This window comes from Mycoplasmopsis bovis PG45 (assembly GCF_000183385.1).
GTDB lineage: Bacteria > Bacillota_I > Bacilli_A > Mycoplasmatales > Metamycoplasmataceae > Mycoplasmopsis > Mycoplasmopsis bovis.
This window is the reverse complement of the sequence record NC_014760.1, coordinates 259401-276752: the sequence shown is the minus strand read 5'-3', so window position 1 is coordinate 276752 and position 17352 is coordinate 259401. Positions and strand designations below refer to the sequence as shown.

The 17352-nt window shown below is 29.0% G+C and carries 13 protein-coding genes and 1 pseudogene; 4 read left to right on the top strand and 10 right to left on the bottom strand.

Going from position 1 to position 17352, the window contains the following annotated elements:
* Window positions 1–3 precede the first annotated feature (3 nt).
* Both MBOVPG45_RS04625 and MBOVPG45_RS01185 read right to left on the bottom strand, forming a co-directional pair.
* Window positions 4–1161: a restriction endonuclease subunit S gene (locus MBOVPG45_RS04625; RefSeq protein WP_013456393.1), complete on the bottom strand. Its 1158-nt coding sequence runs from the start codon at window positions 1159–1161 to the stop codon at window positions 4–6.
* Window positions 1162–1165: 4 nt separating this feature from the next.
* Complete coding sequence (locus MBOVPG45_RS01185) at window positions 1166–3844, bottom strand: type I restriction-modification system subunit M (protein ID WP_013455926.1); 2679 nt, start codon at window positions 3842–3844, stop codon at window positions 1166–1168.
* A 300-nt stretch (window positions 3845–4144) separates the two neighbouring features.
* Here MBOVPG45_RS01185 and MBOVPG45_RS04355 point away from each other — a divergent pair, with 300 nt between their 5' ends.
* Window positions 4145–5164, top strand: coding sequence for a hypothetical protein (locus MBOVPG45_RS04355; protein ID WP_193763583.1), 1020 nt, complete (start codon window positions 4145–4147; stop codon window positions 5162–5164).
* Between the two features lie 72 nt (window positions 5165–5236).
* Here MBOVPG45_RS04355 and MBOVPG45_RS01175 read toward each other — a convergent pair whose 3' ends face one another.
* The gene (locus MBOVPG45_RS01175; RefSeq protein ID WP_013456571.1) at window positions 5237–5710 is read right to left on the bottom strand and encodes a hypothetical protein; all 474 of its coding nucleotides are present in this window, start codon (window positions 5708–5710) and stop codon (window positions 5237–5239) included.
* 266 nt (window positions 5711–5976) lie between these two features.
* On the opposite strand from MBOVPG45_RS01175, the pseudogene MBOVPG45_RS01170 reads away from it, so the two are divergent.
* Window positions 5977–6658 (top strand): annotated as a pseudogene (locus tag MBOVPG45_RS01170) (lipoprotein).
* Between the two features lie 80 nt (window positions 6659–6738).
* Here the strand turns inward: MBOVPG45_RS01170 and MBOVPG45_RS01165 are convergent.
* From MBOVPG45_RS01165 to MBOVPG45_RS01155, 3 genes are read right to left on the bottom strand one after another with little or no spacing between them, the layout of a single operon-like run.
* Entirely contained in the window at window positions 6739–7293 is a 555-nt protein-coding gene (locus MBOVPG45_RS01165) for a 5-formyltetrahydrofolate cyclo-ligase (RefSeq protein ID WP_013456193.1), read from the bottom strand.
* An 8-nt stretch (window positions 7294–7301) separates the two neighbouring features.
* Complete coding sequence (locus tag MBOVPG45_RS01160; RefSeq protein ID WP_013456166.1) at window positions 7302–9233, bottom strand: S41 family peptidase; 1932 nt, start codon at window positions 9231–9233, stop codon at window positions 7302–7304.
* A gap of 26 nt (window positions 9234–9259) precedes the next feature.
* Complete coding sequence (locus tag MBOVPG45_RS01155; RefSeq protein ID WP_013456069.1) at window positions 9260–11299, bottom strand: S41 family peptidase; 2040 nt, start codon at window positions 11297–11299, stop codon at window positions 9260–9262.
* Between the two features lie 286 nt (window positions 11300–11585).
* On the opposite strand from MBOVPG45_RS01155, the gene gltX reads away from it, so the two are divergent.
* Both gltX and MBOVPG45_RS01145 read left to right on the top strand, forming a co-directional pair.
* On the top strand, window positions 11586–12977 hold the full coding sequence (gltX, locus tag MBOVPG45_RS01150) for a glutamate--tRNA ligase (protein ID WP_013456279.1): 1392 nt from the start codon (window positions 11586–11588) through the stop codon (window positions 12975–12977).
* Window positions 12968–13369 (top strand): hypothetical protein, encoded by a 402-nt coding sequence (locus MBOVPG45_RS01145; protein WP_013456580.1) that lies wholly within the window; start codon window positions 12968–12970, stop codon window positions 13367–13369. Before gltX ends, MBOVPG45_RS01145 begins: the two co-directional genes overlap by 10 nt.
* 63 nt (window positions 13370–13432) lie before the next feature.
* On the opposite strand, the gene MBOVPG45_RS04810 is transcribed toward MBOVPG45_RS01145, so the two are convergent.
* The 4 genes from MBOVPG45_RS04810 to ffh all read right to left on the bottom strand — a co-directional run bounded on the left by MBOVPG45_RS04810 (window position 13433) and on the right by ffh (window position 17337).
* Entirely contained in the window at window positions 13433–13555 is a 123-nt protein-coding gene (locus MBOVPG45_RS04810; RefSeq protein WP_013456350.1) for a hypothetical protein, read from the bottom strand.
* 76 nt (window positions 13556–13631) lie between these two features.
* Window positions 13632–14780: a methionine adenosyltransferase gene (metK, locus tag MBOVPG45_RS01135; RefSeq protein ID WP_013456621.1), complete on the bottom strand. Its 1149-nt coding sequence runs from the start codon at window positions 14778–14780 to the stop codon at window positions 13632–13634.
* 216 nt (window positions 14781–14996) lie between these two features.
* Window positions 14997–15962: a YwaF family protein gene (locus MBOVPG45_RS01130; protein ID WP_013456353.1), complete on the bottom strand. Its 966-nt coding sequence runs from the start codon at window positions 15960–15962 to the stop codon at window positions 14997–14999.
* Between the two features lie 16 nt (window positions 15963–15978).
* On the bottom strand, window positions 15979–17337 hold the full coding sequence (gene ffh, locus MBOVPG45_RS01125; RefSeq protein ID WP_013456411.1) for a signal recognition particle protein: 1359 nt from the start codon (window positions 17335–17337) through the stop codon (window positions 15979–15981).
* Window positions 17338–17352: the final 15 nt, after the last annotated feature.

Genomic DNA, 17352 nt, shown 5'->3' with positions numbered 1-17352 from the left:
CTCCTATACAAACATTTTGTCTAATAATGTATTTTTGATATTTTTCAGACTATTAAGCTTACGCTGATGAAGGGTTATTAAGGAATCTAGGTTATAAAAAATCTTCCCTATTTTGTTTTGTTCTAAAATTGATGGCGAATTTAAATTTATATTTAAAAATATTGATTCATGAATTTTTAACTGTCCATAAACAACACCTTGTCTATACTTTAGAAGTTTATTTACAAAACTATGCCTAGATAAGATGTTCTTAATAAAATTGTGATCAGAAGAATTTGTACATTTAAAAATACTGTACACAGGAGAAATGCAAGCATTACCGTACTTATTTGCGCCTATAGACCCTCTATCTAAATTATTTGATGAATATATAAAATCTCCATACTTAGTTACTTTATAAATCTTGTTATAAATATCTCTAACTAAGCTACTTCTATCGTATCTTTCCCCTTTTGCAACAACGCCTTCATTAGCTACAAAAGCCATCAAAGGAAATTCATTACTTTCTTTGGTGAATTCTATTCTTTCTGTTATTAAATCGCCAACTTTCCACTGTTCTCAAGTGTTAGTAAATTCCTTGAATCTTATGCTTGGAAATTGAGATTTTTCATCACAAAACATTCTGTCAAGCAGTCTACTTTTGAGATTTTTCAAGCTTAAAAGCTTACGCTGATGAAGGGTTATTAAGGAGTCAAGGCGAGTGAAAAGTGATGATATTTTGGATTGTTCAGGAGTGCTCGGCAAATTGTATATATTTTGTCCATAGTCCTTAAAATATATGTGCGGTATTATTGATCCGTTGCGTTCCCTTGCCAAGTCATTTATTGCATTTAGCATGTAATATAGAAAGTCTATTTTAAAGGGGTCTTTGGCAATAAGTGCACCCATTGTGCTCAGAATCATAGTATTTTTAGGCAACAATCTAATTCTTCCAGCATCACCATCTTTGACAATAGAAATGTAATCACTTCTAAAAGGTTCAGCATCAGTTTTACCAACTATTTTATTTGGATCATATACATCAAATTTTCCATATTTTTTAACATCACTAGCAATCATCACAGAGCTGTGATAACTTACAACATTTCTAAGTTTTTTCTGTTCTCAAGCGTTAGTAAATTCCTTAAATCTAATCTGTGGCACTAATAATTTATTACTCATAACTCTACTTACCACCTATTATCTTGATAAGCTCATCAATAGCTTTCATATCGTTCTCTTCGCCCTTAAGATCTTTTAGCAAGCTAATTAATTCACGTTCATTGCTTACTATTTGGTTATTAATATCTTCGAAAGTGTCGCTATATTTTTCAGATAAAGTCTCTATTTTTGAAACAAAATCATCCACAACACTTATTCCTGCTTTATTAATTTGTTCAATGATTGGAACTATTCATTTTTCAATCAAAAGTTCATAAAATTCATTGCTATTAAGACTCATATACTTCTTATATGATTCTTCTACTAAAAAGTTAGCTAGGCTTTTTGCATCACTTTTAGTAGTTTCAATTTTTCAATTAAGCATGCAAATATTAGTAAGCTTATACTCTAAGCTATCAGAATCTAAAGAATTAATTTCTTTTGCAACATTATTGTAGATTTTTTTAATGTTATTGCATTTTCACTTATTTTCTTTAAAATTATATATCTCATCACTTTTATCTTCTTCATCTATTGACTTTTCTAATTCTTTAAGCTCACTATTAAGACTTTTTATTTCTTCATCTTTATCTTTTGCTTGTCAATACCGGTCACTAAAGAATTTTTCTTGTAGTCACTCTATATCAAAAATGTCTGTCTTATACTTTCTTAGGGGATTTTTACTTCCTTCTCCTGTATTTTTTTTAATTTCACCTTTTAGTATCTCTTGCAAGACAATACTTTTATCATCATAATCTTGATAATACTTACTAATAAGCTCAATATCATCCTTAATTACATCTAAATTATTAACAAAAATTTGATAAATATCATATGCGTCAACTAATGGGATGCTGTTCATATTTTCAAAAATATAGTCACTTAAAACAGATTCCAACTGTACTAAATCAACGTGCTCAATCTCTTCAACTGATTTAACAAAATTTTTAAAGAATTTTAAAAATTTCTCGCCTTTTTTGTCAAAACTATCTTTGTATTCAGTAACACTTCTTTCGCCATTTATAGTAGAATTAATATCTTCTTTAGGAATTTTTAGTTCATAATAATTATTGTCATTTAACTTAAACAATTTATCTTTTAAGCCTGTAAATAAGCCAAAAAACTTATCAAGCTTTGCTAATTCTTCCCTGCTTATGCCGCCATACATAATTGAATAAAGATCATATTGTTCTTGCCTCTTAAAATTATCAATGTATCTAGAAATATTAAGGTTGTAATCATTTTGAACAATTTCATCAAGCGATACACGACGTGAAAAGTTCTCTATTTCAATCCTATGATTTACTACATCAGCAATCTTTTTAACATGAGACTTAGTGAATTCATTTTTTTTGTCTCCTTTAACATAAAGTTTTGAAGCATCAACAAACAAAATATCTTTTTCACTTCTGTGTTTTTTCAGAATCATAATTATTGTTGGAATTTCTGTGCCATAAAACATATTGACAGGAAGACCAATAATTGCATCTATTTGTTGTTTTTGAATTAAATTCTTACGTATTTGTCCTTCAGAATTGCCCCTAAATAAAACGCCATGTGGCAACACTATAGCCATAATTCCATCAGGTTGAACATGATAAAGATCGTGAAGCAGAAAAGCATAATCAGCCTTACTCTCAGGAGCTATTCCATACTCTACATATCTAGGATCTAAACTATGTTCTTTAGAATTTCACTTTTGAGAATATGGTGGATTAGAAACAACTGCATCAACTGATAAGTGTTTGTATGAACTAAAGTCATTGTCTTCAAACATTGGTCAGTCTTGTTCTAAAGTATCACCATTACGTGCGTGAATTTCAGTTGGGCTAATATTTTTCATTATTAGATTCATTCTAGTTAAGTTAAAAACTTCAGCTTTTAACTCTTGTGCATAGTAACTAACAGGACTATCACCATTATTGTATTTTTTAAACTCATGGCCAATAGTTATAAGCAATGAGCCAGAGCCACTAGTTGGGTCATAAACTTTGATTACTTCTCTATCTTTTAAATGATATGCAATAATTTTAGACATTAACTCTGACACTTTATGCGGAGTATAAAACTCACCAGCTTTTTTGCCGGCTGATGAAGCAAAACGAGCAATAAGATATTCATAAATATAACCTAGAACATCATAGTCTTGGTTAGTTGAAGGAATATCATTAATAATGTCTAACAAACTAGAAATTTTTTTAGTCTGTTCATTTGTATCTGAACCTAACTTACTTAAGTCTCTTTCAAACTTTACAAATAAGTCCTTAAATAATGATTTATGTTCATCATTAACACTATTATTGAAGTTATTAAAAGCTAATTGAAACTTTTGGATATTAAATTCGTTTTTGTTTTCAAGTCAAGATGAAAACAAATTTGAATAGTCTATAAAATAGCCATTTTCGTCAATGCAATCTTTTTTTGCATCAACTAAATTTTCATAGTCGCTTTTATAAGCATCGCCAGAAACAATAGCATTAAAATTTGATTCATTATCTAAATATTTGCTATCAAGATATTTAAGCTGATCACTGGTAATTCAGTTCTTAATTAAATAATTAGTTTGCTTTTCGCATAAAAATTTGTAAAAAACAAGACCTAAAACGTAATCTTTATATTCATGTGGTTCTAACTTATCTCTCAACTGATTAGCAGCATCTCAGATCTTAGAACCTAATTTTTCTTTAGTTATTTTATTGCCCATATAATATCCTTTTACTATAAAAACTATGTAATTAAATGCTTAAAAAAATATGTTGTAGTTAATTAAATTAATTAAATTATATTAATTAAGTCATAAATACAGCAAAATAAGGTTTAAACATAGTTTTATTTTTTAAAAATACTTTTGGCTTAGGCCACAAAATATGACTCCAAAAACAGAAAAACATTAAGCAGAGCTAAAATATTAAATGCTTTTTCATAGTTTTGCAATATTTTTTTGATCATATCTCGCATCAAGATTGTTTATATATAATTATGTTGTAAATTAAACAACTAAAAATTGTTTAAGGTTTTATGTTCAAATTATAAAGGTCTAACATATGAAAAGAAAATTAATGTTAATAGGGGGGGGGGCTTAGTCTTTGCTAGTTCTTTCCCAATGATAGCTGCATCATGTGAAAACAAGAATCCAACAGATGAAAGCATAATTAATAATACTACCCCACAAACTCAAGGTAATCAAAACGATCAAGAAGATAAGAGTAAAGAAAAAGAACAAAAAGATGACCCTAGTGGTTCTGATAGTTCTTCTTCAAATACTTCCCCACAAACTCAAGGTAATCAAAACGATCAAGAAGATAAGAGTAAAGAAAAAGAACAAAAAGATGACCCTAGTGGTTCTGATAGTTCTTCTTCAAATACTTCCCCACAAACTCAAGGTAATCAAAACGATCAAGAAGATAAGAGTAAAGAAAAAGAACAAAAAGATGACCCTAGTGGTTCTGATAGTTCTTCTTCAAATACTTCCCCACAAACTCAAGGTAATCAAAACGATCAAGAAGATAAGAGTAAAGAAAAAGAACAAAAAGATGACCCTAGTGGTTCTGATAGTTCTTCTTCAAATACTTCCCCACAAACTCAAGGTAATCAAAACGATCAAGAAGATAAGAGTAAAGAAAAAGAACAAAAAGATGACCCTAGTGGTTCTGATAGTTCTTCTTCAAATACTTCCCCACAAACTCAAGGTAATCAAAACGATCAAGAAGATAAGAGTAAAGAAAAAGAACAAAAAGATGACCCTGAAAACTTATTAAAACAACTTGAAGAAGCTAAAAAAGATTATGAAAAAACAAAAAGAGAAAATGAAGCCTTAATAAAAGGCTCAAAATACTTTGATGATTTAAATTATTGATTTGGAAATATTGAGTCTCATCGTTCAAATCATGAGTGGAACTATTACTCACAATTTAAGTTAGAAGTAAAAAAACCAAGAATAGATGAAAAATGATTAAAACTCGCTAAGGAATTTATACGAAAATACGAAACAGTAATAAAGAAGGATTTGAAAGAAAAAAATTAATATAATAATAAGTTTTTGCCGCCTAAATTCATTAAATATCTAATTAAAATTACCAATTTTAGTCCTAATTTATTATCATAGTTTAAAACTTCAAGATATAAAATAAGGGGAAAAGGAAATTAAAGATCCAGTTAAAAAAGAAGATTCTAAAAAAGTAGTTCAAAAACCTAAGACAGAACTAGGAACTTCATAAACAGATGGTGATACAACATCTAATAGCAACAAAACTAAAAGTCCAAAAGTTTTATAATCATCAAAGAGCGATTCTGCAAGCTCTTCATCAAGTGCTACAAGCAATTCTGAATCTTTAAAAGATAAAATTATTAAAAGACATTTAGAATCAGCGTCTGAAAGCACTTTAAAACTTTTTGGTGGAGCACACTCATCATCAAATTCAAAAGTTCTTTCGCCTACTGAGAAAGAAAATAAAGCACAAAAAGATAGAGAAGATAAGGCTGTTTCTGCTAATTTAATTTCTAACGATCAAAGAACTAAACAATCTAGTGAAGAAGATAAGAAGTTAGTTAATGGATGAACTAATAGCACAAGTAATAGAAGATATGCGCCTGGCAGATGACCCCCGTGTGCCTGTTAATTCTTCTATAAGATAGTAAATTATTTTTTCGTTCTTATAAATCTTCTGTTTTAACTAACAGGAGTTTTTTATTATCATTTTGAATAGTCTCTCATTTTAAGTCTAATAAATTGTATTAAAAATTTTCAGTTTACACTAAATTTAGACATTAACATTGATTTGATATTTCTCATCTTGTATAATATGTTTAATATTCTAATTTGTAAAGGACTAACATATGAAAAGAAAATTAATGTTAATAGGGGGGGGGCTTAGTTTTTGCTAGTTCTTTCCCAATGATAGCTGCTTCATGTGATGGCAAAACAAAAGTAGCTGAAAAAGAAAACAAAGAACCAGTTAAAAAAGAAGATTCTAAAAAAGCAACTAAAAAGGAAATTAAAGATCCAGTTGAAAAAGAAAATTCTAAAAAAGTAGCTGAACAACCAAAATTAGAAACTACTGAAAACAATAAAATTGATAAGGAAAACAAGGCTGACTCTATACCTGCTGAAACAACAAGAAATTCAGAATCAACAGCTTCAACAAATAGTATGACAAAAAGAACAGACACAACAGAAACTGATTTAGAAGGTGCAAGGGCATCATCTTATATCTACGATGTTTGAGCTAGAGATATTTACAAATATAAACCTAAAACAAAAGATAACAAGAGTTCAAAAAGTGATTTAGATGCAGTGAAGGCATCAAATTACATATATGACGTTTGAGCACGTAATATTTATAAATACAAACCAACAGAGAAAACACCAGTAGTAAAAGATCCTACCAAGGAACAAGAAGAAAAAGCAGAAAAGGCTAATGCTTTAAATCTTAAAGACAGAAACAGCTATTCACCTGCTAAAAGAAAGAAAGATCAAGAAACTGTAAGTGACTGACTTAAAAATTTTAATAACAGATAAACCAAGCACACTACGCTTGGTTTTTTAATACTATAAAACTGCTTTTTGAGTGAACTTTTGTAGCTGATTTGCTAGTTGATTTATTCATAAATATTTCTCTCGGTAATAACAAAATCCAGATTTTGGTCGTTATCATCAATTTCCACTTTTTCAACTTTTTGTTCATCAAAACATATTCCGACTTTTAAATAGTTCCCAGGATTCTCATTAAAAAAACGATCATAAAATCCTTTGCCCATACCTATTCTATTTAAGCGTTTATCAAAAGCAACTAATGGTGTGAAAATGCAATCAATTTTATCTATTTCACACATAATATTTGATGTCGATTCATTGATATTAAATATATTAAATTGATAATTGCTTGTATTATCAATCTTAGTCATAACCATTTTGTTCTCTTCTAAGACTCTTGGAACATAAACACTAATGCTATTGCTTAAACATCAATTAATTATATGATTTGTATCAACTTCATATTTTGTTGATAAATAAATACAGATCTGCTTGAATCTGTATTTATTTATAAAATCTATAACATTATTGCTAATAATCAAATTAGCTTTTGACTTGTAATCAAAAGATAGCAGCTTGCGTTTACCTATCATTAATTTTCTTAGTTCTTTTTTATTCATAGCTTGCTTTATTTTCTAAATCTTTTAACTAAGAAATAAGTCATAGTTGACAATACAGCAACACCAGATGCTACGCCGACTGAAATCCCAGCAATTAGTCCTGCTTTATTTCTGATACCATTGTTCTTATCTACTGCATCAGGAGTAAAACTATTTTCAGGTACTAAAATCATAGTATTGTCATTATCAAAATTAAATTTAGGACTACTGCTATTTGCATTTGGAGCTGGAACAGGTTTTTTGTCAGGCACAGGTTTTGGTTCTAAATTAGGATTAGGCTCTGGCTTATTTATTGGTTTAGATGGCTTATCAATTTCTTTTTTTGAGATATTTTTTATAAAATCTTGCAAATACTTTAAATCATATAAATTTTTGGCGCCTGTTTCAATATTTTCATCGAATGGATAATCTGGCTTTACGCCAAATTCGGTTGTTTCAAAGTTTTTGTTAGTAAATACAGTATTACTACTAAGTTGAATAATATCACCAGTTGGTAAAATATAATATCCAATAGCAGATGAACCACCAAAAGTGTCATAGCCAATAATTTTTCCTAAATTATTGTCCCTAACTAATTGTGGAAAAATATTACCTGCGCTAAATGATACTGGGGCAGTTAATACAAAATAATTAAAATTATATTTTGGTTTCTTAGATTTGATAATTTCAATTTTCTTTTCACCCGACAAAGGATTATAAGTCCAAACTTTAAATGGTTTGTCTGTTAAAAAACCCATTATTTCATAAGCAGCTCCAATGTAACCACCACCATTAAGTGTTACATTAAAAATAATGTTTTTAACACCCTTGCTTTTTGCTTCTTTTAGTGCTTTTTCAATATGCATTGCACTATCTTCTTCAAATTTTTTAAATGAAATCACAGAAGTTTGACTATCAGGAGTGTATACATTAGTATACTCATAGTTGTTTTTGAAATAAACACTAGCTAGCTTATTCTGTAACTGTAAATGTTTATGTACTCTTTCTCTATTTTGTGGAAATAGTTTTAATATATTGTCACTTTTATCGAAGTATCCATCAAGAATAAAAGCAGAGTGTAAATCGTCTAAATCCTTAATTATTTGCTTAGTTGCTAAGTAATGCTTATCATTTGAAGATAAAATATCAGCTTCGTATTTTTTAAGAAAATTAATATATGAGCTGTTATCACTTAATTTAATGCCATAATAATGATCAAGTAAAAAGGGGAAATATTGGTACTGAAACTTTCTTAATCCCTCTGGAATTGCTTTATTATTATTTTTATCAGATTTTTTAAGCCAAATTGGCCCAGATCCTTGTAATGATTCAGCAAATTTAAATATGTTTAAAACTTCACCATTAAAGTATGTTTGTATATTTGATTCATTTAAAAAAACTTGATTTAACAGAACTTGTGGTAAATACAAATCTACCCCATCTTTTAAAATCTCAATGTTGTATTTTTTAAGATCATATTCAAAATTCAGAATTGAATTTTTGTTCTCTGACTTTAGAAAATCAATATCAAGTTTTTCTTCCCCACGCTCAAAATTTCTTAATATTTCTACAAAGAACTTATAATTAGAAACAAATATTTTCTGCTTTGTGTAATCAACTGTTAATGTTAATGGATTTGAGCTGTCTGTGGCTGTTTTATAGGTTAATACAACTTTGTCTCCATTAAAACTAAAGTTTATATTTTCATTTTTAACTACTTTTGAAATAGTTTTCAAAAACTCTTGAATTCCAATATATGCTACATCATTATGTAGGTACATTTTAACTTTTGCTTGTTTAGGTTCGCGATTTAGCTCTCTAGCTAATAGTATTAAATCAAACTCTTTTAATTTTGAACTTACACTTGTATCACTATTAATATTGCTAGTTGCTGATAATGAAATAAGCGGAGCAATAGTGCAAGAAGCAATGAATAAGCTTTTTAATTTCTTAATTTTCATATTTACTATTACTCCTTTATTAATTTCTATTTATTGCTTTCATTAACTATCTTTTGAATATAATCAAGATCAAAAAGTTTATCAAGATCATATTCATTACTTTTCTTTTCAAATTCTATGTCTGGTTTTACACCTAATTCATAGGTCTTAAAGTCAGAATCACTTAGTACATAATTTCCGCTTCTTCTAATGATGGTGCCTGTAGACAATACACTAACCCTAACTTCTGAACCCCCCCCAGCTGATTTATACCCAATTATTTTAGCTAAGTTATTATTTTTTGAAACTGCTGCAAACATGTTTCCAGCTGAATAATTTATTGGTGAGGTTAATATAAAGTATTTAAAGTTAAACTCTTTATTATCTACTTTAGACTTTATATTGGTTATTACTTTGTCCTTACTTAATGGATAATACTTATTATATTTGTATTTATTATTTGCTAAATATCCTAAAATTTCTCATGTAGCTTGTACTGAGCCACCACGATTTAATGTTAAATCAAAAACAATATTTTTAGCACCTTTGCTTTTGGCCTCTAATAGCTGCTTTTTAATTCCGTCAGTTAAATATCTAGTAAAAAAGTCAATTTTTATTATTGCAGTTTGCTTATCAGGAGTGTATCTCACATCTCTTTCATTTAAATTGTGACGGATTTCAAGATTCAATAATTTGCGTTCATATTCTTTGAATCTTTTTCTTCTTTCCTTTAACTCGCTAGTATTGGGCTCTTTTATTTGTTTTTCTAAATCACTTACATATTGATGTCCTCAAACAAGAATTTTTGTATGGATATCATCTAAGTCATAAATTAATGAGTTGAGTGCTTGAAAATGCTTTACATTATCATCACTTAAAATACTTTCTTTATAGTTTTCTAAAAATTGCTTATATGTCTCACTATTTTTAGATCTAATTGGATAGAAATTATCTAACAAGAACAGCAAATAGTTAAACTGAAAATGCTTTTGATTAAGTGTAATTGGTGAATTTTTGGCGTTTGAAAGTAATTTCTTCTTATCATCATTGTTTTTGCTATCATGAACTTGATTAAATTCAAAAATATATACTTTATCACCATTAAAATAAAGTTGATTTTCTGACTCGCCTAATATTAGTTGATTGAGCATTACGAATGGAAGATAAATTTTGCCACTATTGTTGAGCATATCAATCTTATATTTTTGCAAATCTATCTTGAATTCATTAAATCTATTATTAGAATCATCATAAAATTCTAATTTGCCTTCAGGCTCATATGGTTTAACCGATTCAAAGAAATCAAAGCCAGAAACTGTTATTTGTTGTTTAGCATAGTCAAACTTAATATAACTTTTTAGGGTAATATTTTCTTCATTAGTAGGTGAAATATACTGTTTTATAGAGTTTAAAGTAAGACTTTCTTTTGTTTTACTAATTTCAAATGATCTTTTTAGATTATATACTTTGCCATTATATAAAACATTTTTAGTGTCTAAATTATCATTTAGTGCTAAAACATCCTTAGATAATTCAACAAACTGATCTAAGTCAATATAGTCAATATCGTTGTATTTAACAAATTTAACACTTTGGTTTTTTAAGTTCAATGGTACCAATGTTTGTAATTTATGTTCATTTTCAACAAAATTAGGATTTATTATTTCTTCAAATTTTAAAAATATTTTAGTATCTTTTTCAGGTTTAAAATTATCAGGCAAAATCTTGGTAAATTTGTTATCTAAAAAATATCCAGCTAATCTATAACCTGATTTAGCAAATTCAGATAAAGCAAAGGGTTTAAACTCCTTGCCTTTAATGTATTTTTGGCTTCTTAATGGCGTTTCATTCTCAATGTAGCTAACATTTATTAATTTTTGAATTTTAGCAATTGGTACTACATTTGATGCTGACTTGTCATTTTTATCTTTGCCAGGTGTTGCAGATGAACTATTTTCATTATTTGCATTAGGATCAGTATGTGGGTTAACACTTGGATTATTTTTTGAATTAGAGTTTATACAACTAATTGATAATACTGGAAGTACTGGAGTTGTTAATATCAATAAAAAGGGCTTCTTAGTCATTTAATCCCCCTGAAAAAAATAATAATATATATGAGAAACACACGCTAACTGAAATAATTATACAATTTGTAACAATTAAGACTAATATGCAAAAAATATGCCATTATTAAATAGTGCGGAAACGTTACTATATTTATAGTAATTTTTCTAGCTTATTAATTTTCTAAACTGAAATTTAAAATGCTTATAATTATTTATAAATATATTTTAATATGGCTTAATAATAAACATACATTTTGTGCATTTTTGCACAATTATTAGTATTTTTATATAAATGGAGACTTATATGAATAAAGTTAGAACCAGATATGCACCTAGCCCAACTGGATACTTACACATTGGCGGTGCAAGAACTGCCCTTTTTTGCTATCTTTTTGCAAAACACTATAATGGCTCATTTGTTTTTAGATTGGAAGATACTGATGTAAAAAGAAATGTTGCTGATGGTGAAAGAAGTCAGTTAGAAAACTTAAAATGATTAGGAATTATTCCAGATGAAAGTCCACTAAATCCTAATGAAAAATATGGAAAATATAGGCAAAGCGAAAAATTAGACAGATATAGAGAAATTGCTAATGAACTTGTGCAAAAGGGTTTTGCGTACAAAGCTTATGATACTTCTGAAGAATTAGAGATGCAACACTATGAGGCTGAAAAGAATGGAATTGCTTCTTTTAGATATGACAAAAACTGGCTTAAAATAAGCGAAGAAGAAAAAACAAGAAGAGAAAACGCTGGTGAGTATTCAATAAGGTTTTGTATGCCTAAGGATACTACTTATGAATGAGATGATATTGTTAGGGGCAAAATTAGTTTTAACTCAAATGATATTGGAGACTGAGTTATTCAAAAATCTGATGGCTATCCAACATATAATTTTGCAGTTGTAGTAGACGATCATGATATGGAAATTACTCACGTATTAAGGGGCGAAGAACACATTACAAATACACCTAGACAACTCTCAATTTATAATGCTCTTGGGTGAAAATCTCCTGAATTTGGCCATCTAACTGTTATTACAAATATGGAAGGCAAAAAGCTTTCGAAAAGAGATACATCATTAAAACAATTTATTGAAGATTACAAAAATGATGGTTATGATCCAAATGCTATTTTTAACTTTCTATCACTTTTAGGTTGAACTAGTGCTGATAATTCAGAACTAATGAGCCATAATGAAATAATTACAAAGTTTGACCCCGCTAGATTAAGTAAGTCTCCTTCAAAATTTGACATTAAAAAAATGCAATGATTCTCAAAACAATATATTAAAAATATGGATAATGGCTTAATTATTAAACAACTAAATTTAAAAGATGATGAGTGAACCAATCTTTTTGTAGATACCTTTAAGCAAAGTGTTTATGCACTTAAACAATTATTAGTTGAAAAAGAAAATTATGATAATCCGTTGGATGTGGTTCCTTTATTAAGTGAAGCTGATCTTGAAGTTGTGTTTGCTTTTAAAAAAGAGATTGAAAATAAAGACTTTACAATAAGTCAAATTCAAGAAGCGATTGACCAAGTTGCCATTAAAACAGGCAAAAAAGGAAAGAATCTTTTTATGCCTATTAGACTAGCAACAACATATATTGAGCATGGCCCAGAGCTAGCAAAATCAATTTATTTATTTGGCAAGGACTTAATTTTTAAAAGACTATCACAATGAAAATAATATTTAACTCTCTTGTTAAGCAACCTAATAGTGATGATGTTACAGTAGAAACTGAAGTCGATGCTGAATATGAGCTTTATAACGATAACTTTGGAGTAAAAACAAAATCATTTACCTTTAAAGAATCTGATACTAAAGTAGTTACTAGAATTGAATTCACTAATTCAACTCTAAATATCTTTAGAGATGCAGTAACCCTAGTTTTTAGGCTCAATGAAAAATCTTATGATTCATCTGTTTATAGTGAAAATGGTCAATTACTGCCGTTGATTTCGGTATTAGATGAAATTGACTTTGAGAAAAATAAAGCAAGTTACAGGCTATTTTTGCAAGATTTTAACAATAATGAAGCTTTACTATCAAACTGTTTTATAGAGCTAAAGGAAAAATAACTGACTAAAATGTAAAAAATCAAGCGTCGCTGCTTGATTTTTAATTTATTAAGTTTTTGAATACTATTTAGCTTGTTCAGCTGCTGCTCTTTCAGCTCTTCTTTTGTCACGTGCTTGTTCTAATTGTAACTTGTGTAATCTTTTTTCAGCACGTAATTTATTTTTGACTCTAACAATTTTACGCATGCTTGTGACCTCTTTTTATATGGTGATTTATCAATTTTACCATAAAGATTACATTTGCGCAAAATATTTTACATGGCTATTTTAAGCCAAAATAGGCCTTAACTTCAGAAACTTTATCAAGTTTTTCTCAAGGAAACAATACATCTTTACGACCAAAATGGCCAAAACATGCTGTTTTTTTATAAATAGGTTTTCTTAGTTCTAATTCGTGAATTATTGCTCTTGGTCTTAAATCAAATATGCTATTTATAGCATCAACAATTAATCCATTTGGTACTTTATTTGTTCCAAACGAATCAACGTATATCGACACTGGCTCAGCAACACCAATTGCATATGACACTTGTATTTCTAATTTATCGGCTACTCCTGCAGCTACTAAATTCTTAGCAATTCAACGGCAAGCATAAGCAGCAGAACGGTCAACCTTAGTTGCGTCTTTGCCACTAAAAGCACCTCCACCATGGTGTGCTGTTCCACCGTATGTATCAACTATTATTTTTCTACCTGTTAATCCAGCATCTCCAACAATTCCACCAATTACAAATCTTCCGGTTGGATTTATCAAGATTCTATTTGGTTTATTAAGTTTATACTCATCCATAATTGGGTAAATAATTTTTTCAATTATGGTTGTTTTAAAAGTATTTTCGTCAAATTTCTCATCATGTTGGCATGAGAATAAAACTGTCTCAACTTTTGTTTGATTATCTGAAAAATCTAATGTTACTTGGCTTTTCATATCACTTTTAGCATGCTTAAATTCACCTAATTTAATTAATTCACTTGCTTTTTGGACAATTCTGTGTGCTAATGTTATAGCAAGTGGCATATACTCAGGAGTTTCATTTGTTGCATATCCAAACATAATTCCTTGATCGCCAGCGCCTATTTCATCATCATCTAAAAGCACGCCTTGCGCAATATCATCACTTTGTTTTTTTATGTTTAAAATAACTTCGGGTATATTAATTTGATAGTCATTATCAATATTGAAAATAGTTTCAAGCGCAACTTTTTTAATGTCAACTGATGCATTTGAGGCTATTTCACCAGTTATATAAATTTGATTACCTGAAGCAACCGTTTCAATGGCCAGTCTAGAGTAAGGATCTATTTTTATAAATTCATCAATTACCGCGTCACTGATTTGATCGCAAATCTTGTCTGGATGCCCCATTCCAACTGATTCACTAGTGAATAAAATTTTTCTATTTTTAGTCATAAAATAAAACTCCCGCCTATTGTTATTGCAAATAGGCTGGGAGTAAAAATTATACTGTTGCATGTTAGATATTTATATATCTCTTGCTATCCACCTTACAATTAATATGCAGGTTGGCTTGTTTCACAGCTAGCTAAGCTCCACAACTCTATATGCTATATTGTAGTGATTATTATTTTAGCTTAATATTTCAATAGCAAAAGCAAATTGCTTAATCTAATTTGCAATAGTAGCAAATTCATCTTTTTTTCTATTTTTATCTCTTTTGAAAAATTGTTTCATCGACTCTTTGTATTTAACTCAAAAGTCAGAACGAGTTACATAAGCCTTTATTTTTCCTTCTTCTTTAATAATATAAATTTTGTCAAATAATGCTCATACTGCAATAAATAAAATAGTTAATACAATACCTAAAAATATAAAAAGTAATATGTGAGTTGGTCAAGCCACTACCTTGCCAAATTTTTGATATAAGTCATTGTTTTCATTAAGTCCAAGGTATCAATAATTAGACTTTCAAGTAGGATCTTTTGCATAAGTATCTAATGCAAAATTTATTCCAAACATTAATAAGCACATTACAACAAAGAAAGTAATTGTTACTACTGTTGTTTTAAATGTATATTCAAATTTTGAAATGGCAAATAAAAGAAACGGAACAACAAATGAATAAATATGAAGAAGTAAATAATCTCAGAATCAGAAGTTATCAGCTCCAGAATATTCACCCATTGATGGAACAAATAGTGCAGATATTGCTCCAAAAACACTTAAAAATCCAAAATATTTAATTAAATCAATTCTATTGATAATCATTGCAACAGCAAGGAAAATAACCATAAGCCTGCAAAAATGTAATGGTAATATTTCGAATTTAAATTGATAATTTGTTAATATAACAATAATACATCTAGCAACTATTCCTGCTAATGATAATATGCCAAAAATTCTTCAAAACAGCACTTTTGGGAGAAACATTATTTTTTTTGTTCCTGCATAATTTTCTTTAATTATGCGTCTGAAGAAACTTATTAGCACTGAAGCTATTATTGCCGCTGCAACAAAAGATCAATAAATAGATTGCGACAAAAGTGCACCATGATAACCTTTAAAAGCCAAGGTGCCTTCTATATACTCATTGCTAAATAGTCTAGGAAGTCAAAAATTATTTATTGCTTTCATAATTGCCTATTATATATTAAAACCCGCCAGATCCAAAACCTAATTTATTAAGTTCTGAAAGGTCTCCGCTCTTAACTTTTTTAGCCATTTCAGTCATATTTTTTGACATCTGATCAAAGTCATTTAAAAGCTTATTGTACTCTTGAGCACTTCTGCCAGAACCTTCCATTATTCTTTTCTTTCTAGAAGCTTGCTTAAGTAGTTTTGGATTCTTTCTTTCTTTAACTGTCATTGAGCTAATTAAAATCTCATAAATAGCCATTTTTCTCTCAGCTTCTTCAATTTTTTCAGGACTAACTTTATTTGCTAAACCAGGAATCATTTTGAGAATTTTACTCATTTTTCCTAACTTTTTAATTTGCATTAAGTTGTTCATTAAATCATCTATAGTAAAATTCCCTCTTAGCAATTTTGCTACCATATTATTAGCCATCGATGGGTCAATAACTTCTTCAGCTTTTTCAATTAAACTCATTACATCGCCCATTCCTAAAATACGATCAGCCATTCTATCAGGGTAGAATAAATCTAAATTACCAATTTTTTCACCAGTTCCAATGAATCTTATTGGCAACGATAAAACTTTTGAAAGACTAAGTGCAGCACCACCACGTGCATCTGAATCTAATTTTGTTATAACTGAACCAGTTAGCTTTAGTCTATTGTTAAATGTATTTGCTACATTAATAATATCTTGACCACTAAGTGCATCTGCTACAAAAAAGATTTCTTGTGGTTCGCAAATATTCTTTAACTCTCACAATTCGTTCATTAATGGCTCATCAATGCTTAAACGTCCTGCAGTGTCAATGATAATAAGATCGTTTTTGTTTTCTTTAGCAAAAGTTAATGATTCTTTAACTATCTGCTGTGCTGAAACATTAGTTCCTTTTTCAAAGTAATCGACTTGGATTCCTTTAGCCAAGGTTACTAATTGTTGCACAGCAGCTGGACGGTAAATATCAGCTGCTACTAAAAGTGGCTTCTCAATTTGATTCTTTTTCTTTAAAAAGTGAGCAATTTTGGCACAAGCAGTTGTTTTTCCACTACCTTGAAGTCCGGTCATCATAATAATATATGGCTTTTTTGTAATCTCAATTGGTCTAACTTCTTTACCTAGAATATCAACCAATTCATTGTGAACAATTTTGATCATTGTCTGTTCAGCATTCAAAGTTCCGACTAAATTTGCACTAAGTGCCTTTTCTTTAACATTAGCCACAAAATCTTTAACAACTTTTAAATTAACGTCAGCTTCTAATAAAGCCATTTTAATGTCTCTAGCAACACCTAGAATGTCTTCTTCACTAACAACTGTCTTACTAGCCATTTTTTTAATAGATTTTTGTATTCTATTTTCTAAAAAATTTAACATTTTTGCCCCTTTTTA